At 38.9% G+C, this 20,185-nt stretch carries 19 protein-coding genes; 2 read left to right on the top strand and 17 right to left on the bottom strand.

Translation table 11 applies throughout. The features are described from left to right. Positions 1–40 precede the first annotated feature (40 nt). The 6 genes from dtd to MUB24_RS03150 all read right to left on the bottom strand — a co-directional run bounded on the left by dtd (position 41) and on the right by MUB24_RS03150 (position 8,827). Positions 41–484 (bottom strand): D-aminoacyl-tRNA deacylase, encoded by a 444-nt coding sequence (gene dtd, locus MUB24_RS03175; protein WP_244701115.1) that lies wholly within the window; start codon positions 482–484, stop codon positions 41–43. A 15-nt stretch (positions 485–499) separates the two neighbouring features. Beyond that, positions 500–2,689 carry a RelA/SpoT family protein gene (locus MUB24_RS03170; protein ID WP_244701113.1) on the bottom strand — a complete coding sequence of 730 codons (2,190 nt, stop codon included), beginning with the start codon at positions 2,687–2,689 and terminating at the stop codon, positions 500–502. A gap of 294 nt (positions 2,690–2,983) precedes the next feature. Further along, positions 2,984–3,496 carry an adenine phosphoribosyltransferase gene (locus tag MUB24_RS03165; RefSeq protein WP_244701111.1) on the bottom strand — a complete coding sequence of 171 codons (513 nt, stop codon included), beginning with the start codon at positions 3,494–3,496 and terminating at the stop codon, positions 2,984–2,986. Next, positions 3,462–5,846, bottom strand: a complete 2,385-nt coding sequence (gene recJ, locus MUB24_RS03160) for a single-stranded-DNA-specific exonuclease RecJ (protein ID WP_244701109.1) — start codon at positions 5,844–5,846, stop codon at positions 3,462–3,464. Before recJ ends, MUB24_RS03165 begins: the two co-directional genes overlap by 35 nt. A 192-nt stretch (positions 5,847–6,038) precedes the next feature. After that, positions 6,039–8,306: a protein translocase subunit SecDF gene (gene secDF, locus MUB24_RS03155; RefSeq protein WP_244701107.1), complete on the bottom strand. Its 2,268-nt coding sequence runs from the start codon at positions 8,304–8,306 to the stop codon at positions 6,039–6,041. Between the two features lie 155 nt (positions 8,307–8,461). Continuing rightward, complete coding sequence (locus MUB24_RS03150) at positions 8,462–8,827, bottom strand: post-transcriptional regulator (RefSeq protein ID WP_280516848.1); 366 nt, start codon at positions 8,825–8,827, stop codon at positions 8,462–8,464. 69 nt (positions 8,828–8,896) lie between these two features. Between MUB24_RS03150 and spoVB the strand changes: the two genes are divergently transcribed. Beyond that, positions 8,897–10,444 (top strand): stage V sporulation protein B, encoded by a 1,548-nt coding sequence (spoVB, locus tag MUB24_RS03145; RefSeq protein ID WP_244701104.1) that lies wholly within the window; start codon positions 8,897–8,899, stop codon positions 10,442–10,444. A 16-nt stretch (positions 10,445–10,460) separates the two neighbouring features. Here spoVB and MUB24_RS03140 read toward each other — a convergent pair whose 3' ends face one another. Further along, positions 10,461–11,114, bottom strand: a complete 654-nt coding sequence (locus MUB24_RS03140; RefSeq protein ID WP_244701101.1) for a DUF421 domain-containing protein — start codon at positions 11,112–11,114, stop codon at positions 10,461–10,463. 124 nt (positions 11,115–11,238) lie between these two features. Here MUB24_RS03140 and MUB24_RS03135 point away from each other — a divergent pair, with 124 nt between their 5' ends. Beyond that, entirely contained in the window at positions 11,239–11,652 is a 414-nt protein-coding gene (locus MUB24_RS03135; protein ID WP_244701098.1) for a TIGR04086 family membrane protein, read from the top strand. A gap of 120 nt (positions 11,653–11,772) precedes the next feature. Here the strand turns inward: MUB24_RS03135 and yajC are convergent, their stop codons facing one another. The 10 genes from yajC to safA form a co-directional block, all read right to left on the bottom strand. Further along, positions 11,773–12,048, bottom strand: coding sequence for a preprotein translocase subunit YajC (yajC, locus tag MUB24_RS03130; protein ID WP_244701095.1), 276 nt, complete (start codon positions 12,046–12,048; stop codon positions 11,773–11,775). Between the two features lie 35 nt (positions 12,049–12,083). After that, entirely contained in the window at positions 12,084–13,223 is a 1,140-nt protein-coding gene (gene tgt / locus MUB24_RS03125; protein WP_244701092.1) for a tRNA guanosine(34) transglycosylase Tgt, read from the bottom strand. A gap of 21 nt (positions 13,224–13,244) precedes the next feature. Beyond that, entirely contained in the window at positions 13,245–14,273 is a 1,029-nt protein-coding gene (gene queA / locus MUB24_RS03120; RefSeq protein ID WP_244701089.1) for a tRNA preQ1(34) S-adenosylmethionine ribosyltransferase-isomerase QueA, read from the bottom strand. Beyond that, entirely contained in the window at positions 14,274–14,480 is a 207-nt protein-coding gene (locus MUB24_RS03115; RefSeq protein ID WP_244701086.1) for a DUF2905 domain-containing protein, read from the bottom strand. It abuts the gene before it with no gap. Continuing rightward, positions 14,477–15,478 (bottom strand): Holliday junction branch migration DNA helicase RuvB, encoded by a 1,002-nt coding sequence (ruvB, locus tag MUB24_RS03110; protein WP_244701082.1) that lies wholly within the window; start codon positions 15,476–15,478, stop codon positions 14,477–14,479. Before ruvB ends, MUB24_RS03115 begins: the two co-directional genes overlap by 4 nt. Positions 15,479–15,496: 18 nt before the next feature. After that, positions 15,497–16,105 (bottom strand): Holliday junction branch migration protein RuvA, encoded by a 609-nt coding sequence (gene ruvA / locus MUB24_RS03105; protein WP_244701080.1) that lies wholly within the window; start codon positions 16,103–16,105, stop codon positions 15,497–15,499. Between the two features lie 220 nt (positions 16,106–16,325). Beyond that, positions 16,326–16,904 carry an intercompartmental signaling factor BofC gene (locus tag MUB24_RS03100; RefSeq protein ID WP_244701077.1) on the bottom strand — a complete coding sequence of 193 codons (579 nt, stop codon included), beginning with the start codon at positions 16,902–16,904 and terminating at the stop codon, positions 16,326–16,328. A 223-nt stretch (positions 16,905–17,127) separates the two neighbouring features. Beyond that, entirely contained in the window at positions 17,128–17,859 is a 732-nt protein-coding gene (locus MUB24_RS03095) for a YebC/PmpR family DNA-binding transcriptional regulator (RefSeq protein WP_244701074.1), read from the bottom strand. Positions 17,860–17,943: 84 nt separating this feature from the next. Further along, entirely contained in the window at positions 17,944–18,921 is a 978-nt protein-coding gene (locus MUB24_RS03090; protein WP_244701071.1) for a phosphotransferase, read from the bottom strand. After that, positions 18,914–20,044, bottom strand: coding sequence for a SafA/ExsA family spore coat assembly protein (gene safA, locus MUB24_RS23160; RefSeq protein WP_313898419.1), 1,131 nt, complete (start codon positions 20,042–20,044; stop codon positions 18,914–18,916). Before safA ends, MUB24_RS03090 begins: the two co-directional genes overlap by 8 nt. Between the last annotated feature and the right edge of the window lie 141 nt (positions 20,045–20,185).

The raw sequence follows: 20,185 nt of genomic DNA, 5'->3' as shown, positions 1-20,185 counted from the left end.
ATTCGCGCCGTCCTGGCGCAACGCTGTTCTGATTAACATCCTATTGGCCTTTTTCAAGAATCAAGGTGACAGGTCCATCATTTATAAGGGAGACATCCATCATCGCACCAAAAATACCTGTCTCAACCTGCACCCCTTTTTCTTTTAAGATCTCATTAAAATAATGATATAAAATCTCCGCATCCTCAGGCTTCGCTGCATCCATGAAATTTGGACGCCTTCCTTTACGACAATCTCCATATAGTGTAAATTGAGAAACCGATAAAATGGATCCACCCTCATCAAGTAACGAGCGATTCATTTTTCCATCCTCATCTTCAAATACACGTAAATGCACAATCTTTTCAGCAAGCCACTCACAGGCTTGCTTTGTATCTCCTTTTTGGAAACCAACTAATAACAGAAATCCTCGATTAATTTGACCCACAACTTCTTCGTTAACGGTCACACTTCCCTTTTGACATCTTTGTAATACGATCCTCATACTTTATAAACTCCCTTAATTCATGATCCTCCGAACAGAATAAATATCTGGTATTTGCTTAATTTTATCGACTACTTTGTGCAGATGACTAATATTTTGAATCGAGATCGTCATCATAATTGTGGCCATTTTATTTCGATCAGCCCGTCCTGTTACGGCTGTAATATTTGTCTTCATTCCACTTACTGTTTGCAACACTTCATTTAGTAGACCACTTCTATCATAACCCGATATCTCAATTTCCACCTTATATTCTTTATGATTATAAGGAGCTGTTTCCCATTCCACTTCAATTAGACGGTTTTTCATCTCAGCCGTATCAATATTTGGACAATCAGCCCGGTGGACAGACACTCCCCTCCCCTTCGTAATGAACCCAATAATGTCATCCCCTGGTACGGGATTACAACAACGGGATAGACGAATTAAGAGATTATCTGTTCCTTTCACTTTTACACCTGCATCATAGCGCTTAGGACGTTTATCTTTTTTTGTTTCCGCTATAATTTCTTCGATTTTCTCATCTTGATCTCGTTGCTTTCTTAGCTTTTCCGTTAATCGATTTGCCACTTGAAGAGCAGATATCCCATTATAACCCACACTCGCAAACATATCATCTTCATTAGAAAAATTAAATTTATCGGCAACTTTTCTTAAATTTTCAGATGTCATTACTTTTTTGGGTTCGAATTCAAGCTCTTTTATTTCCTTTTCGACTAATTCGCGCCCTTTTTCTATATTTTCTTCTTTACGCTGACGTTTAAAAAATTGTTTAATTTTATTTTTTGCTTGGGAGGTTTGAGCAAGCTTCAACCAATCCTGACTCGGACCATATGAATGCTTGGATGTTAAAATTTCAATGATATCTCCTGTTTTCAGTTTATAATCAAGGGTGACAATCTTTCCATTTATTTTTGCTCCAATCGTTTTATTTCCAATCTCGGAATGAATACGGTAAGCAAAATCAATGGGAACCGAACCTGCCGGCAGCTCAATCACATCTCCTTTAGGAGTAAACACGAAAACCATATCTGAAAACAAATCTATTTTCAAAGATTCCATAAATTCTTCGGCATCTTCTGTTTCATTTTGGAACTCAAGAATCTCGCGAAACCAGCTTAACTTTTTATCGAGCTCATCCTTGGACTCATTCGTCTTTCCTTCTTTATACGCCCAGTGAGCTGCAACCCCATATTCAGAAATACGATGCATTTCTATCGTACGAATTTGGACTTCCAATGGCTCTCCTTTTGGTCCAATCACAGTTGTATGAAGAGATTGATACATATTTGGCTTAGGCATGGCAATATAGTCTTTAAAACGGCCTGGCATCGGCTTCCAGCAAGTATGAATAATTCCTAATACGGCATAGCAATCTTTAATACTGTTTACGATAATCCGGACCGCTAACAAATCATAGATTTCATTAAATTGTTTATGTTGAACCATCATTTTGCGATAAATGGAGTAAATATGCTTTGGACGACCGTATACATCTGCTTTAATATCCATTTCCTTTAATTGTTCTTTTACCCCTGCCATAACATCGTCTAAATATTGCTCTCGTTCCTCCCGTTTTCTCTTCATCAAGTTGACAATTCGGTAATACTGTTGCGGATTCAAATAACGTAAGGCAGTATCTTCTAATTCCCACTTAATTTTTGAAATTCCAAGTCGATGTGCGAGTGGGGCAAAAATCTCAAGTGTCTCATTAGCAATTCTTCTTTGTTTGTGTGGTGGTAGATGTTTTAATGTCCGCATATTATGAAGCCTGTCAGCAAGCTTTATCAGGATCACCCTAATGTCCTGTGCCATCGCGACAAACATCTTCCGGTGATTTTCAGCCTGCTGTTCCTCATGAGATTTATATTTGATTTTCCCTAACTTCGTGACACCATCAACAAGCATAGCAATTTCACTAGAAAATTCATGGGAAATATCCGCTAAGGTGACCGTAGTGTCCTCAACTACATCATGTAGGAGACCGGCTGCGATCGTTGCTGGATCCATTTCTAAGTCAGCCAGAATCCCAGCTACTTGAATAGGATGGATGATATAAGGTTCACCTGATTTGCGAGATTGGTCTTTGTGAGCATTTTCTGCAAATGCATATACTCTTCTCACAAAAGTAACGTTTTCCTCATTTAAATATTCACTTATTTTATTCATTACGTCTGCTGCTGATATATTTTGATCTTTTGCCATGAGGATCACCTTTTTATTTAATCATTATAATAGAGGATGTTCAAAAAGTAAGGATCAAATGGATGAACAGCTAAGTTCGCGCCGTCCTGGCGCAACGCTGTTCTGACCAACGTCCTGTTGGCCTCCGAAATAAAACGACACAATTTCTTACCGATTGACTATGATAACAGTCATTCTTACATAAATTGTGATAAAACTCCATATTTTTTTTTAAAAAAACTAATAATCAAGGCTGTCACAATGTCTACTCTTTCCTTTAGAGTATTTTCCATTGGACAGCCTTGATTACCTCAATCAAAACTTCATTAATGAAAGTATATCATATCCATCAAGCTTCTCTCTACCATTTAAGTATGTTAGTTCAATCAAGAAAGCGATTCCAGCCACAATCCCTCCTAGCTTTTCAACTAATTCGATTGTCGCGAGTATGGTTCCTCCCGTCGCTAATAAATCATCCGTAATTAAAACACGTTGCCCCGGTTTGATCGCATCCTTATGAATCGTTAATTTATCTTTGCCATATTCTTTTCCGTAATCTGCTTTAATGGTTTCACGCGGTAGCTTTCCTTCTTTTCTAACGGGAGCAAACCCGAGACTTAAAGCGTATGAAACAGGACAGCCAATAATGAAACCACGTGCTTCAGGACCGACGATAATATCAACTTTCTTTTCTTTAGCATAGTTCACAATTTGATCTGTTGCATAGTGGTAAGCCTCCCCATTGTCCATTAGCGTTGTTATATCCTTAAAAATAACGCCTTTTTGAGGCCAATCAGGTACAATGGTTATAAATTGTTTTAGATCCATACGCTTGTTCCTCCTCCGATGGTACAGAATGTGAAATCTTTTCATCAAACCACTTTTTTAGTTGATCATATGTGGAATAAGTAAGTTCTTTCTCTGTTTTTATTTGTTGCTGCTTCCTTTGATATGTAGGGGAATCTTCTAAATCCCTTTTTGTTTTTTTAATATTCATCGTTATTCGTCCTTCTTTTATTGTAACAAAATCTAACTCAAAAAACACTTTTGACATAAATGAAATCGTTTCTTTTGACCATCCACGATGTATGGCAAGGTCTGCTCCGTATTTTTTCAAATCGAACGTTCCTCTTTTTAATAGAAAAGCATAATACCATTTAAAATGATTTCTCGTCGGTATCGTTGCAAAAAAATGTTCCTCTTCTTGAAGAAAATGAGCATAGATAGATGCTGGTGATTTATCTTTCACAAGTATTTCTAACCAGTCAGACTGTGGAGGGAGATCAAATAAAATAATATGTCTTCCATTTATATTCAATTTCTTCGCTTCATCTTGATTAGTAATCCATACACTTTCGACATCTGAACCGTACTTGACAAAAGCTTTTTCCGAAAAGAAAACAAAGAGCCCATTTTTTTCTCTTAAATAAGGGGTCCATTGATGGAACTGTCGATTTCCGCGCAAATCAAATAACTGCCATTCCTTGATGGCAACATCTTTTAAAAAGATTTGTGGTTTTTTCTTATTATTCCATTCATTAATAGAGAGTTCTCCAATAACGGAAGCCGTTGATCCAGGTGAAATATCGGAAGCCATCCGACCAAGCTGAAAACCAATTCCATCAAGTAAATGATCTCCCTGTGCAAGTGTCATGCGCAAATGGTTTTTATTGGCCCCGATTTTTTTGATATTCGTTACCTTTACATGTTCAATTAGAATTTGCGGTTTGGGATTACCCATCCCATATGGCGCTAATTGATTCAATTGGGAAATGGATTCCACATCAATTTCTTCTAGTGAAATGGCCGCATCTAATTCCGTGATAGGGATAAAATCAGACGCTTCAAGTTGTTCGTTTGCTGCCTCGTTCAATCTGTGACGAAGTAAGTCAACATGATCAATGGATAAAGTCATACCTGCTGCCATCGCATGACCACCAAAATGAGGAAGTATATCTGAAGAAGAAGATAAATTCTCAAATAGATTGAACCCATTGATACTTCTAGCAGATCCCTTTGCCAGCCCTGTTTCATGATCAAAGCTCAGGATGATCGTTGGACGATAAAATTTTTCTACTAATCTAGAAGCCACAATTCCTATTACACCTGGATTCCAACCAGACTTCCCAATCACAATCACTTTATTTTCCTCGGATAGAAAATCCTGTTCAACCATTTGAATCGCTTCATCCGCAATATTTGACACAATCATTTGTCGCTCTTTATTCATTCTATCAATTTCCTCTGCAAGTACTTTCGCTTCTGCAGGGCTTTTTGTCTTTAACAGTTCTACAGCCGGACCCGCATGTTCAAGTCTACCAGGGGCATTTAAACGAGGACCTATACGAAAGCCAACGGTTTCTTCATTGACCTCAGAAATCATCGTTCCTGCCATTTCACACAATTCCCGCAGTCCTAATCGTGGCGTGCTTGCTAGTATCTTTAAACCTCTTTTGACGATGATTCGATTTTCTCCATGAAGTGGAACTAAATCTGCAATGGTTCCAATTGCGGCCAAATCAAGTAAATATTCAGGTAGATGACCACTTAATGCATGGGCCAATTTAAAGGCAACACCAACGCCTGCTAGATCTTTAAAAGGATAAATCGAACCAGGAATTTTAGGATGGATAATAGAAAAAGCCTCTGGGAGCTCATTCCCTGCTTCATGATGATCCGTAATAATGAAATCGATTCCTATCTCTTTCGCAAATTTCGCTTCCTCAATAGCGGCTATTCCTGTGTCTACAGTTATAATTAATTGAATCCCGTTTGTATATGCCTTCTGTAATGCGTCCTTATTTGGACCATATCCTTCCGTAAAACGATTCGGTATGTAATAGGTAACATTGGCTCCCATTTGTAACAGCGTTTCCGTAAGGACAGTTGTACTGGTCACTCCATCGGCATCATAGTCACCAAAAATTAGGATCGGTTCCTGCCGATCAATCGCCTGCTGAATTCTATCAACGGTTTTACCCATGTCTTGAAAAAGGAACGGATCATGAAAATCCTCATTTTCAGCGTGTAAAAACGAAATCGCCTTTTCTTCGGTGATCATTCCGCGATTGACTAGCAAAGTAGCGACGATAGGGGCAATCTTCATTTTTTGTGCTAATTCATTTGCTAGCTTCTGATTAGGTTCGTGAACAACCCAACGACTACTTGGAAGTAACATATATTCACTCCTTTAGACTAAACTTTTATACCATGTTGTTATCCTTTCGATCCCATGGTCCATTAAAAATGACACGGCGAGAACACGCAACTATAAGCACAAGGCGCCTGAAGCAAGATCCTAACACTAGCCAATTTTTATTTCCCTATCTTAAAATGGAAAACCGCAGAGTTCTGCGGTTTATCACTAGGCTTATACTTGCGGCTCATCTGTCCATTTCTTTTTCTCTTTTACTGTCGTAATGGGGCCCTTCTTTTTTAACTCCCTAACCTTCATATCGTACCAGAGCTGAGCAGAAATAAAGATGGAAGAATAAGTCCCCGCTAATAGCCCAACTAACAAGGCAAAGGAAAAGTTTCGAATGGATTCACTACCCAGGAGTAATAGCGCTACAACTGTTACAACAACTGTTAACACTGTATTGACTGAACGTGTCAAGGTTTGACGTAATCCCTGATTCACCACCATCGCAATATCTTCTTCTGTTTTCAATCGACGTCTTTCCTTCATATTTTCCCTGATCCTGTCAAACGTAACGATTGTATCATTTATAGAGTAACCGACAATCGTCAAGACAGCCGCGATAAAGGTTAAATCGACCTCCAAACGTGTCAAGCTAAACACAGCAATAATAAAGAAGGCATCATGGGCAAGGCCTAATACGGAAGTGAAGCCCATGGCAAATTCAAAGCGGAAGGATACGTAAATAATAATCCCAAGAGCTGCAATTAATAAAGCGTAAAAGGCATTCTTGATCAATTGTTTTCCGACGGTGGATGATACCGTACTGACATTTGGTTCATTTCCATATTTATCAACAAAATGAGCTTTTAAATCAGCAATTTCTTTATGGTTTAATTCCTCTTTATAACGGGCAACTCCTATTTCCTTTTCCACACCAGATAAGACAATATCTTGTGTATTGATGCCAAGTTCCTTAAGCTCCAAACCAATTTCTTCCTTTGTAATCGGTTTTCCTGCATCAATTTCTATCCTCGTTCCACTTGAAAAGTCAATCCCTAAATTTAAGCGGAAGACTGCCAAAATAATAATTCCGGCTACAATTAAAATCGATGAAAACCAATAAAATTTCTTCCGATGTTTGACAAAATCAAAGCGGTCAAAACGGGTTGGTAAATCATGGGTTGTCTTATTTTCTGACAGCTTGAAGATGGCACTGCGCTTTACAGCAAACCAACCAGGCTTGTCCTTAAAAAATCGACTATCAATTAAAAGACCAAGCAACCATCTTGAACCGAAAACCGCTGTAAAAAAGCTCATTAAAATACTCACAATCAACATCGTTGCAAAGCCTTTTACCGAGCTGTTCCCAAAATAGAACAGCACAGCCGCCGCAAGCAAGGTCGTCACATTGGCGTCTAAAATCGCTGCAAAGGATGATTTATTCCCTGCCTTAAACGCGGATGATAGAGATCTCCCAACCTTCATTTCTTCCTTAATCCGTTCATACGTAATAATATTCGCATCCACAGCCATACCGACCCCAAGAATTAAAGCGGCGATGCCCGGCAATGTTAAGACAGCATTCATTAAATTGAAGACAAGCAAAATCAAATAAATATAAACGGAAAGGGTGATGGTGGCGACTATACCAGGTAAACGATAATACACAATCATAAAAATAAATATGAGAAGAATACCTAAAATCCCCGCATTAACTGTTTTTTCCAAGGCTTGTTCACCAAATGATGCACCAACAGAAGTGGAATACACTTCTTTTAATTTAACAGGCAATGCCCCAGCATTTAAAAGATTGGCTAAATCCTTTGCCTCTTGAGTCGTAAAATTCCCTTCAATCGATACACTTGTATCATTGAATACTTGCTTTACATAAGGAGCTGAGAGCAGCTTCGGATCTTTATTAGCAGCGGCTTCTTTATAGGAATCAACACCTTCTTCAAAATCAAGCCAGATCGCTAATACGTTATTAGGCGCCATATCGACAATTTTCTGTGTGACCTCACGAAATTTTTTCCGATCTTTCATTTGAACCAAAACTATCGGTTCATTCGTATTCGGTTTAAAGGACTGCTTTGCTGCTCCTTCAACCAAATCACTCCCGTCAAGCATCACATTATCATTTACATCTCTAAATGTTAAAACAGCCTGAGTTCCTAATGTTTCTCTAGCCTGGCTTTGATCTTCAATCCCAGGTAATTGCACCCTAATTCGATCTGAACCCTCGATTTGGATACTTGGTTCACTCACACCTAAAACATTAATTCGTTTGTTTAAGGCTTCTGTTGTATGTACAAGCGTCTCTTTATTTATTTTCTGATCTGCATTCACTGGCTCTACTTCATATAAAACTTCAAATCCACCTTGCAGATCAAGCCCCAATTTTATATGTTTAATAATTTCATTCGTTGTCGATCCCCCTAAACCTGCCAGTAACAGGATGATAAGGAAAAAGACAACAAACCTACTTCTTTTTACCATTATTGATAAATCCCCCTCGCCATAATAACACAAGACCTTATATCCTATAACGAACTTAACCCTGATTCATAAAGTCAATATGATTATTATGAATCAGTAAAAAAAGACTGTCAATTATTTCTGATAGTACTTTTTCAAAATAAAACGTAAGGCTTTCAACTTTTCTCTTTCGGCTGGAGCAATTCCTCTAATTCCTCAGAAGCTAATCCCGAAAACAAATTCGGAGATTTATATGCTTCGACAGTCGCATAATTCATATAATCTCCAACCTTCACGGAAAGAATATCTGATACCAATTCATGGATCCTGATTCCTTCATGACTTTTTTTCCACTTTTTTTGTGTTAAAAACGCCCATAAATCTTGTTCTTTAATCGTTTCATAGCCTAAAACAGAAAATTCCTCCAGTTTGCTTTTAAGGACTGGTTCTAGTATAGGCACATACGAATCATATGGGTGCTCTTTTCTTGTATTCATAGCAACCGCCTCCATGAGTTGAAAATGTTCCAGATAACTTGTCATGCTTTGTCCACCTTCTTGCATATACTTATTGTAATCGAATGGAACTGATTTGAGAAGGCGGGGACAGAATTGAACAAATTTTTAAAAGGAACGATGATCTTAATGGCGGCTGGGCTCGTGACTAAACTTCTCGGCTTTATGAATCGAATTGTGATCAACCGCATGATCGGAGCCGAAGGGGTAGGCTTATTTGTCATGTCATCCCCCACACTCTACCTTGTCATTACCATTACTCAATTGGGATTGCCTGTTGCTATTTCTAAAGCAGTAGCGGAAGCGGAAGCAACGGGCGATCGGAACAAAACAAAAAAAGTACTGGCTGTTTCTTTGGCTGTGACAGGTTCATTATCATTGATTCTTACACCAGCATTAATGTTGGCTTCACCACTCTTAGCAAAAACATTATTTACAGACCCAAGAACGCTTTACCCGCTCCTAGCGATTACGCCCATCGTACCAATTGTAGCGGTCTCAGCCGTCATAAGGGGGTATTTCCAAGGCAAACAAAATATGAAACCGTCTGCCATTGCTCAGGTTTTGGAACAGATTGTGCGAATCGCTTTAATTATCTTTCTAGCGCAAAAATTTTTACCGCTCGGAATTGAATATGCAGCTGCTGCTGTGATGGGAGCATCCGTGCTGGGTGAGCTTGCTTCCTTCCTTTATTTATTTTTGATGTTTAAGGCAAAGAAGAAATTTCGGGTACGAAAAGCTTTTTTCAAATCACTTTCAGGTGGCAAAAAAACATTAGCTGATCTAATGAATGTGGCCCTGCCTACGACTGGAAGCAGGCTGATTGGTAATGTTACTTGGTTTTTAGAACCAATCGTCGTCTCTCACAGTCTTCTGTTAGCAGGAATAGCCGCCGGAGCGGCCACACAACAATATGGACTTTTAGCCGGCTTCGCTATACCGTTATTAACGCTGCCTTCTTTTTTTACTCATTCATTGTCTACTGCACTTGTACCAGCCATTAGTGAGGCAAATGCCAAGGACAACAAGATGATGGTCGAGCATCGTTTTCAACAAGCCTTACGATTCGTGCTCATAGCTGGCTGTTTGTCCACGGTGATTTTATATGTGTTTGCTGAGCCGTTGATGAAATGGTTATACGGCAGCACGGAGGGATTTGAATTTGTTCAATTCCTTGCGCCTTTCTTTTTATTCACTTATTTTCAAGGACCGTTAGGCGCCATATTACAGGCACTCAATTTAGCAAACGCAGCCATGATTAATAGTCTAATCGGCTCTGTGATCAAAATACTCGCTATTTTTATCTTTGCCTCCAAGCCCGAATATGGCATTAATGGTGTAGCACTTGGGATCGCTATTAGTACGGTTCTTGTAACGCTCTTACATTTCGCTACCGTACTGAAGAAAATTCAATTTACCGTTTATTTAGGAATGTACGGGAAATTTATTCTTGCCACTCTCGTAGCAGGTTTGTCTGGAATCTTTTATCTACGTCATGTGGTTGAGCAATATCCCTCTTTACTCTTCCTCGCGATTGGAATCGTGATGGTCGTGTGTATTTATTTAATCCTAATCTTTGCCTTTAAATTATTAACGAAAAGTGATCTGATTCGACTTCCTCTGTTTAATCGAATTTTAAGATAAGCAGTATGTTGTTACATCACGTTTTTTTATCATCGTAGTCAACAAAAAATTTCCCATCTTGATAACTACAAAATGAGATTTGCTCAAGATCGTTGTGGCCTCTTTGTTGTAACTCCTTTTTTAACCAAGATTCGTCCTTATCCACCTCCTCTAAATGTTCAAATTGAACTTCTCCATTTAAGATGAGAGGAATGGTATAAGAGCCTGTCTTGGTTTTTTTATCCTTTTTTATAACGGAAAGTTCCCCAGAGGATTCTAGAATAGCAAACTCCACATCTGCAATATTTTTGACATCTTTCTGGCGGAGTTGCATAAGTAGGTCATCAAAATTATAGCGCAATTTTTTCATTTCATTTTCATCAATTTTCCCTTTATTAATAATTACAGATGGCTTTCCATCCATCAATAATCTAAACTTTCGACTTTTTAGCGAGAGAAAGGCCAGAACCAATTGAATGAGCATAAGAGTCAGCATGGGAACAATCGTATCCAGTAATGGGTCCTTATGCTGTTCAATAGCGATAACGGCCATCTCCCCCATCATAATGAAAACAACAAGATCTAATACACTTAGTTCCCCGATTTCACGCTTCCCCATTAATCTGAAAATAAGCTGCATCAGCACATACAGAATAATAACACGCGCAATGATAATTAAATATTTTTCCATGCAGTTAACCCTCCTTTTCATACTATATCCCACATAAATAAGATTATTAAAAAAAGGGGACAAAGACTTCTAAAAATTCTATTCGTGAATAAGCATGTACAGAGGGAAAAGTTTTTTATGTTCATTGTCTAGAAGGGAGCGAATCGTAATCGAAATTAAAAATTTTGCTGTTTCTATTGTTTATGGATTGATCACAATCTTACTTTTTGGCGTATTATCCAGCCTTATTTTTTCACTTATTTTGCAATTTAGTGGTACACAAGAAAAGTCAATTAGCTTATTAATCACGATTATCTCATTTTTTGCTGTTTTTTTTGGCGGTTTTATTAGTGGAGGCAAACGAAAACAAAAAGGATGGTTAATTGGAGGAGCGACCGGCCTGCTCTATTCCCTTATCATTTTGGCTTATCAATTTTTAGGACAAAGCTCATTATTTTCAATCGAACAATTCATTTATCATATTTGTTATATTTTAACAGCCACAATGGGAGGAGTTCTTGGAGTTAATATATTAGCAGGACCTTCCTACAAATCATAAGAAAAGCGCAAGGCACCCGCCCTGAAGCTAGATCCAGACATTAGCCAATTTTTATACTTTTGTATCCTGTAAAAAAGGAAAAAAGAAGCTGTCTCACGACTCGCTTCTTTTTTGCTAACATTATTGCACACTATTATTCGTTTCTAGCACTTCACGAACGGCGTTACGATCGTATGTAAGCTTGCTGCCATCTCCACATTTGAGTACAATAGTTCCTTCATCAAGTGCTTCAATTCTTCCATGTAATCCACCAATAGTAACGATTTTATCTCCTTTTTGCAGATTACTTTGCATTTCATTCACAGCCTTTTGACGCTTCTGATTTGGCCGGATCAATAGAAAGTAAAACAAGATGATCATAATAATAAAGGGTGATAAACCGAGTAGCTGTTCCATTTAGTAAATCCCTCCTTTTCTTATAAAATGTGTATTTAGAAATTTTTCGCGTCAGGAGCATTTAATCCATATCGCTCAAAAAATTCTGTTCTGAAGTCACCTAGACGATCTTCTTTAATCGCTTCTCGGACTTGCTCCATTAATTTTAACAGAAAATGCAAATTATGGTAAGTCGTAAGTCTTATTCCAAACGTTTCGTCACATTTTATTAAATGACGAATATAGGCTCTGCTGTAATTCCTACATGTGTAGCAATCACATTCATCATCAATCGGGCTGAAATCCCTAGCATATGCTGCATTTTTCACAACCAATCTGCCTTTAGAGGTCATTACTGTTCCATTTCGGGCAATTCTTGTTGGCAATACGCAATCGAACATATCAATTCCGCGTATACTCCCATCAATTAGCGAATCAGGGGATCCAACCCCCATTAAATATCGCGGTTTATTATCTGGTAATAAAGGGGTTGTGAACTCAAGCATTTTGTTCATAATATCCTTTGGTTCACCAACGGACAATCCCCCAACTGCATATCCGGGAAAATCAAGTGAAACAAGATCATTCGCACTTTGTTTCCGTAAATCCTTAAACTCTCCTCCTTGAACGATCCCGAATAGACCTTGATCCTTTGTTCGGTTATGAGCTTTTAAGCATCTTTCGGCCCAGCGCGAGGTTCGTTCAACCGATTTTTTCATATAATCATGGCTGGCTGGATATGGTGGACATTCATCAAAGGCCATCATAATATCAGACCCGAGCGCATTTTGGATTTCCATAGATTTTTCTGGAGATAAAAAGAGCTTGTCCCCATTTAGATGATTGCGGAAATGAACTCCTTCTTCCTCAATTTTTCTAAATTCACTTAAGGAAAAAACTTGAAAGCCTCCAGAATCCGTTAAAATCGCTTGATCCCAGTTCATAAACGAATGCAAGCCACCAGCATCTTTGACAATCTCATGCCCAGGTCTAAGCCAGAGATGATAGGTATTACTTAAAATCACCCCTGCCCCCATTTGTTTCAATTCCTCGGGTGACATTGTCTTCACTGTAGCCAGTGTTCCCACAGGCATAAACATCGGTGTTGGATAGGACCCATGTGGAGTATGCAGAATCCCAAGCCTTGCTCCAGTTTGTTTACATGTTTTTAACAATTCGTATGTAATGGCGTTCAAATTAGCCCCTCCTTTCATCGTTTAAATTAATAGCATGGCATCACCAAAACTAAAAAAGCGATATTTCTCCTGTACAGCTACTTGATAAGCATGAAGGACATGCTCCCTTCCCGCTAAAGCACTAACAAGCATAATCAGGGTCGATTTCGGCAAATGAAAATTGGTGATCATTCCATCGATTGCCCTAAATTCATATCCTGGGTAAATGAATATGTCTGTCCAGCCATTTGCTTCTGTAAAACTTCCGTTGTTTGCTGAAGCGATTGTCTCCAGTGTTCTCGTAGATGTGGTGCCAACGGAAATAATTCTACCACCTTGTGCTCGCGTCCGATTTAACAGCTCTGCCGTTTCTTTCGACATCCGGTAAAATTCTGCGTGCATATCATGCTCTTCAATCTCCTCTACATTGACTGGTCTAAATGTCCCTAATCCGACGTGAAGGGTAATATAGGCTATATGTATCCCTTTTTCGCGTATTTCCCTTAGGAGCTCTTCGGTAAAATGCAATCCAGCTGTTGGGGCCGCTGCCGATCCTCGTTCCTTTGCATAAACGGTTTGATAGCGGTCTTGGTCTTCAAGCTGTGTTTTAATATATGGGGGAAGGGGCATTTTACCAAGCTGATCGAGTACTTCGTAAAAAATTCCATCATATTGAAATTCTAAAACTCGCCCACCATGATCTAATTCATCTAAACAAACAGCCTTTAACCCGCCATCTCCAAAGGAAAGTGCCATCCCTTTTTTTAATCTTTTCGCTGGTTTTACAAGTGTTTCCCATTGATCCCCATTTAATTGCTTTAATAACAATACTTCAACTTTTGCACTAGTATCAAGTTTTACACCAAATAATCTTGCTGGAAGGACCTTTGTATCGTTTAAAACCAAACAATCGCCTTTTTGTAAATGCTTCATAATATCGCTAAAAATCTCATGCTGGATTTCTCCCGTTTGTTTATCTAACACCATTAAACGGCTTGATGCACGATTTTCCAAAGGGACTTGTGCAATTAATTCTTCCGGCAAGTCAAAATCAAACTGATCTAATTTCACTTACTTGAACCTCCCGATCAAATAAAGAACCACTGTTAATAATACACTTAACAGTATGGATGTCACAACTGGAAAGTAAAAAGTGAAATTTTCCTTTTTTATCACGATATCTCCTGGCAGCCTGCCAATTTTGATAAAGTGTGAGAGGAAACCAACAGCAAAAATCACTCCTCCCACGATCATAAGAAGCTTTGATAGTCCACTCACCTTTCCGGAACCTCCAGTTGAAAATATTCATACACAAGCTCAGTGACCATTCTGCCTCTTGGCGTTCTTTGCAAAAAACCAATTTGCAGTAAATAGGGTTCATACACATCTTCAATCGTCATCGCTTCTTCCCCGATACTTGCTGCGATCGTATTCAACCCAACGGGGCCCCCACGAAACTTTTCAATCATTCCTTTTAACAGTTTATGGTCAATATTATCCAGTCCTAAACGATCGACTTGTAATAATTCTAAGGCTTGATCTGCAAGTTGGCGGGTTATGACTCCATCTGCCCTTACTTGGGCAAAATCACGTACCCTCCTCAATAATCGATTGGCTATCCGTGGAGTTCCGCGTGAGCGCCGGGCGATTTCGATTGCACCTTTCTCCTCAATCTCAGTTTCCAATATCTTTGCCGTCCGCTGGATAATATTTGTTAATTGATCTTCTGTGTAATATTCTAAACGGCTTAAAACACCGAAGCGATCACGCAATGGAGCTGAGACAGAACCAGATCTAGTTGTCGCCCCTACAAGCGTAAAAGGGGGAAGATCTAGGCGAACAGATCGAGATTCCGGACCTTTCCCTATGACAATATCTAAGCAATAATCCTCCATTGCAGGATATAGCACCTCTTCAATCGCCCTAGGTAAACGATGAATTTCATCAATAAATAATACCTCCCCTGGTTCAAGAGAGGTTAAGATAGCTGCTAAGTCACCTGGTCTTTCAATCGCAGGCCCAGAAGTTGTCCGCACATTGACGCCCATTTCATTCGCAATCACAACAGCTAGAGTCGTCTTTCCAAGTCCTGGTGGCCCAAATAGCAGCACATGATCCAGCGTTTCTTTTCTGAGTTTCGCCGCTTCAATAAAAACAGCTAAATTTTTCTTTACCTCATCTTGTCCGATATACTGGGATAAAGTTTGCGGACGGAGACTTTGTTCAAAGGGTACATCATTGGCTATCGCATCACTTGAGAGTACTCTTTCTTCCATCCTGCCACTTCCTTTCTATCAAGTCATTAATAATTGTAATGCCTGTTTAATATATTGATCTGTTGTTAACTGCTTGTTCTGAAGCTTCGGCTCAATCCTTCTTAGTTCACGCTCTGAATACCCAAGGGAGGCCAAAGCCAATAAGGCTTCTTTTAACTCTTCCCCTTCTTCCTCGAAAGCAGCTTCTTCTGCTTGCTCAGCAGTGGCCACCTCAGGTAAAGCAACAACATCATGTAATTTCCCTTTTAAATCAAGCATCATTTGCCTCGCTGTTTTCTTTCCAACACCTGGAAATTTAACAAGAAACTTTTCATCTTCATTTTCAATCGCCTGAATCACTTGAGCTGGCTCTCCGTATGCCAATATGGCTAAAGCACCTTTAGGACCAATACCTGAAACATTCAAAAGCTTCTTGAACATTAATTTCTCCTCAAATGTTGCAAATCCGTACAGGGCAATTAGATCTTCCCTAACATGTTGATATGTATAAATGATTGTTTCTAGACCTTTTTTACTAGAGAAAACAAACGGATTCGGCGTCAGAATTTGATAACCAATGCCATGATTATCTAAAACCACATATTCAGGTCCAATCTGCTCGATTCTGCCTTTTATATATTCGTACACACACTTCTCTCCTCTTTCATGTTACTTGTTATTGTATCATAAAAGGGATGCCATATTGTAAATTTAAAGCCCGCGTCGCCTCTGAGAAGTAAATTTAATGGAAACGGGAAACCACTGCCGAAAAAAGTGAGTTGTCACCAAGATTGGGCTGGCATAAACGTTTCGTCTCATGGATATACTGTAAATATACAAGTGATTGAAATCAAGCACAGCCCGGCTCTCAAAAAGCCGGGCTGTGCTTTTGACCTGCATTTTTTTCAATGGAATATTGTTTCATGGTTTCTAATACTTCTGTAAAGGTTTCCTTCGTTTGTACGGGAATACCCCTCTTCAGCTCTTCTCTTTTCTTCCCTTCTAATTTTTCTATGTCAATTTGAAAAAAAGAGTGAATGATGTCAGATTGATCAGGACTTCCATTAAATATCGATAATGTACCATCCTCCTGAAGCCCAAAGAATCCATTCACCTTTAATAAGGGAGAAATATCGTTTACCGACTTTTGAAATATAACTTGTTTTTCATCTATATCAACTAACCGCCATGTTTCATATTTTGCCCAAAAATCTTCCAATGCCCAAATAGTTTCCTTTACTACTTCTTCACTAACATCTCCATCTAAATATTTCCTTTTTAAGACAACCTTTATTTCAAGAGGACTTTCAGGAACATAAACCGGTGTTTCTTCCTGTTCTACACTGGTTGATTTTGCGTGGATTTGTTCTGGGTATGTTGGCTGATAAAATACGATAGTTCCCATTAGTATGACGAACGAAATAAGCAATTTTCCCGTAAAATTCATACGGATCACCTCTTTGCCTATAAATTTAATTCTTCTAAACTTTAGAATGCCCAAAAAATAACATCCATATCCAATTTTCTCTACACTTAAAAAGAGGGAAGGAGTCATTTTTCCAAGCGGGATTTTTTAAATAATTACATCTTGTCCCATTATTTTATTGTTTCCTGGTGAATACAAAAAATCCATTCAATGTATTTCTTTTTCTACATTGAATGGATTTTGCTTAATCTGTTTCAACAAAATTATGATAAACTTCCTGAACATCGTCATCATCTTCAAGCATGTCGAGCATTTTTTGCATATTTTCCGCCTGTTCTCCTTCAAGAGCCGAGTATGTTTGAGGAACCATTGTCACTTCTGCTGTCGCAAATGTAATCCCTTCTTTTTCTAGATGATCTTTTACCTCTATGAAACTTTCAGGATCTGTATAAATTTCGAAAGCTTCCGCACTCGATTCCATTTCCTCGCCACCCACTTCAATCACTGCCAGCAGCATATCATCCTCTTCCATCTCAAAGTCCTGTCTATCGATGGCCAGATATCCTTTCCGATCAAACAGATAAGATACACACCCTGATTCACCAAGATTCCCGCCATTTTTATTAAAAGCAAGCCTCACATTCGTTGCCGTTCTATTCTTATTATCAGTTAAGCAAATGACCATTACCGCTGTACCACCTGGGCCATATCCTTCATAGACGATTTCTTCATAGTGTTCTGTATTTTTATTTCCTGTTGCCTTATCAATCGCTCGTTGAATATTATCATTTGGCATATTTTCCGCTTTTGCTTTTTCTACCACAAGTCGAAGGGAAGGATTGGTATTGGGGTCAGGTCCACCTTGTTTTGCTGCTACATAGATTTCCTTTGCCAATTTCTGGAATATCTTTCCCCGCTTGGCATCTTGAGCATTTTTTCTACCTTGTATATTTTTCCACTTTGAATGTCCTGCCATTCCTTCAACCCCTTTCTATTGACTTTCCCCCTTAACTATATCGTAAATAGAGGAATACTGGCAATGGTTGAGCTGGTGCATTCACTATAATGCGTCTATTTTGTTCATAATCTCCCTGCTCATTTGCATTCGCTGTTTAAATTGGTTGAGTAATAAATTTTCCATCATCGGCCATTTTCTCTTTTGTTCAATGGAGGTTCCCCTGGTAAAATGAAGCCATTCTCTAAAAATATCAGTTGGATAAACAAGCGCTGCTAAAAATGGTTGAGTGTTTTTAAACGACTGAAGGGGGTGAAAGGAAAATAAACGATTTATATCCCAATCCAAGTAGGGCAAAATTCGATTGGATAACTGCAAATAATCTATATGGGCAGGAGCAACCGCAATTAAATCAAAGTCAATGATCCATAACTGGTTCTTTTTGTCTCTGATAAAATTATGACTTGCCACATCACCATGAATGATACAATGTGGGTCTTTAGTAAAAAAAGCAGCATGTTTCTGCATTTTCTCTAACGCCCACTCTCCAAATTCCGCATAGTGATTTAAATAAGAATGTACAGGATACCATGTATGTAAAGGCAAAGAATGGCGAAAATCGATTAATCTCTTATTCCATTTCTTTATTTGTTCAAAAATAGGAATTTGTTCCTTTACGGATTTTGAAATATTTGCAGTGGAATGGTGGTATTTTTCTAATAGGACTAAGACCTCCTTAATTTGTGAACTTTGCTGATAATCCACTTTAGAGTCCGCCCTGGATTCGATATAGTCAATAAGACCAAAAACTCTTTTTTCTAAAATAAATGGTTTGGGATGAATAGAATATGTTTGTTGAAATCCTTCCTTTCTTAATTCTTCTGTAAAAGCTGCTTGCTTTTTAAAATTGGCTTGTGTAGAAAATTCCTTTAAAATCCAGTGTTGATTTTTCGTACTAAGTAGCCAGACCATTTTTTTTATAGGCTGCATCCGGATAAAAGGAAGATCAAAGTATTTCTTTAATAAGAGAAGGAGACGGTGATTCGTTCCGTCTCTCTCATCTTTTAAAAAAACTCTATTCATTTCTTTCCTCATCATCATGACGACCAGGCATGGTATAAGGTGAAGGCATGGCTGTTCCCATAGGCGGATACCCCGGATAAATAGGTCCTTGTTGCATAGGATGTGGTTGACCATACATACCATAAGGGTGTTGGGAAGGATAATTAGAATGACCTCCACATCCGCAATCCCCTGTACCACTAGGACCCATATTCGTTTGTGGCATCACTGACTGCTGGGGTCCGGCCATCGGCATACCTGCATAAGGATAAGGTTGCGTCATAGATGGCATCATTCCCATTTGCCCATAGTCCGAAGCCCCTCCGCTTTGACTAGGCCCACTTCCATGAGAATGGTGATGCATATCAGGATGAGGGTAATCAGATGATGATTCATCCGATTCCCAATAAGGTTGCTGACCGTAGCCGGTCATCGGAACACCCTGTTGTGTAAATGGAGCAGACGGATAAGGCATCATAGATCCTGGTGCCGTCATCGCTCCTTGAACTTGCGGCATCATTTGGCCTTGTGGCATCATTTGACCATGGTAAACTTGCGGTTGGTAAGCCTGCGGATATGGGTAACATGGATCAAAGCATGGTGTTGGCATTGGATAATGGAACATCGGTTGCTGAGCCCCTCCTTGAATTGGCATTTCCGGAATAGATGAAGATTCCTCATGATAATGAACTGGTTTTTCTTTAGGCGGTGTTGGCTGCGGCATGTGCTGGGTCTGCATTTGCTGCATATTCATCATATAGTAATTGTTAATATCGATTTCTGGAAGTGGTTGCGGTTGCGGCATCACAGGCTGATAGATATGTTGTGGCTTTTCCTTTGGTTTTTCCTTCGGCTTTTCCTTTGGCGGTTTTACAACTGGCATAGGCGCTTCTTTTTTTTGTAAAAATGGATGTTCCACCTTTGGCATCTCCTTGACACCAGATGGATGGTGTTGGTGATGATGGCTTGAATGCTCTTTCTTACTCCCCCCCACTGTACCAGGTATTTTAATTTTCATTCCTGGCATAATCATCTCTGGGTTCGATAATTGCGCATTTAACTTTTTAAGCTCATCAAAATTCACACCATATTTTTGGGCAATATTCCATAATGTTTCTCCTTTTTGCACAATATGGATCCTCACAAATTTCCCCTCCTCAAAGCTAAGTCCATACAGTGTATGAATGATTGGGCAAAATGCTAATAATCTTCATCAAAACTTATGAGATTGGGCTTTCATTTATGACAATTCTTCCTTTAGCCCCCTTGCATGATATAAGTAACA

It is taken from the genome of Lederbergia sp. NSJ-179, from assembly GCF_022867885.1.
Taxonomy (GTDB): Bacteria; Bacillota; Bacilli; order Bacillales; family Bacillaceae_C; genus Lederbergia.
The sequence above is the reverse complement of the archived record's forward strand: the minus strand, read 5'-3'. Positions and strand labels throughout refer to the sequence as shown.

Bases quoted from the DNA above. Each gene is read 5' to 3' on its own strand.
- MUB24_RS03150 (WP_280516848.1), bottom strand. From the start codon at position 8,827: ATGACAAGTTATCTGGAACATTTTCAACTCATGGAGGCGGTTGCTATG.
- MUB24_RS03095 (WP_244701074.1), bottom strand. From the start codon at position 17,859: ATGGCAGGACATTCAAAGTGGAAAAATATACAAGGTAGAAAAAATGCT.
- yajC (WP_244701095.1), bottom strand. From the start codon at position 12,048: ATGGAACAGCTACTCGGTTTATCACCCTTTATTATTATGATCATCTTG.
- secDF (WP_244701107.1), bottom strand. From the start codon at position 8,306: ATGGTAAAAAGAAGTAGGTTTGTTGTCTTTTTCCTTATCATCCTGTTA.
- dtd (WP_244701115.1), bottom strand. From the start codon at position 484: ATGAGGATCGTATTACAAAGATGTCAAAAGGGAAGTGTGACCGTTAAC.
- MUB24_RS03170 (WP_244701113.1), bottom strand. From the start codon at position 2,689: ATGGCAAAAGATCAAAATATATCAGCAGCAGACGTAATGAATAAAATA.
- MUB24_RS03090 (WP_244701071.1), bottom strand. From the start codon at position 18,921: ATGAATAGAGTTTTTTTAAAAGATGAGAGAGACGGAACGAATCACCGT.
- ruvB (WP_244701082.1), bottom strand. From the start codon at position 15,478: ATGGAAGAAAGAGTACTCTCAAGTGATGCGATAGCCAATGATGTACCC.
- MUB24_RS03100 (WP_244701077.1), bottom strand. From the start codon at position 16,904: ATGAATTTTACGGGAAAATTGCTTATTTCGTTCGTCATACTAATGGGA.
- MUB24_RS03140 (WP_244701101.1), bottom strand. From the start codon at position 11,114: ATGGAAAAATATTTAATTATCATTGCGCGTGTTATTATTCTGTATGTG.
- recJ (WP_244701109.1), bottom strand. From the start codon at position 5,846: ATGTTACTTCCAAGTAGTCGTTGGGTTGTTCACGAACCTAATCAGAAG.
- MUB24_RS03165 (WP_244701111.1), bottom strand. From the start codon at position 3,496: ATGGATCTAAAACAATTTATAACCATTGTACCTGATTGGCCTCAAAAA.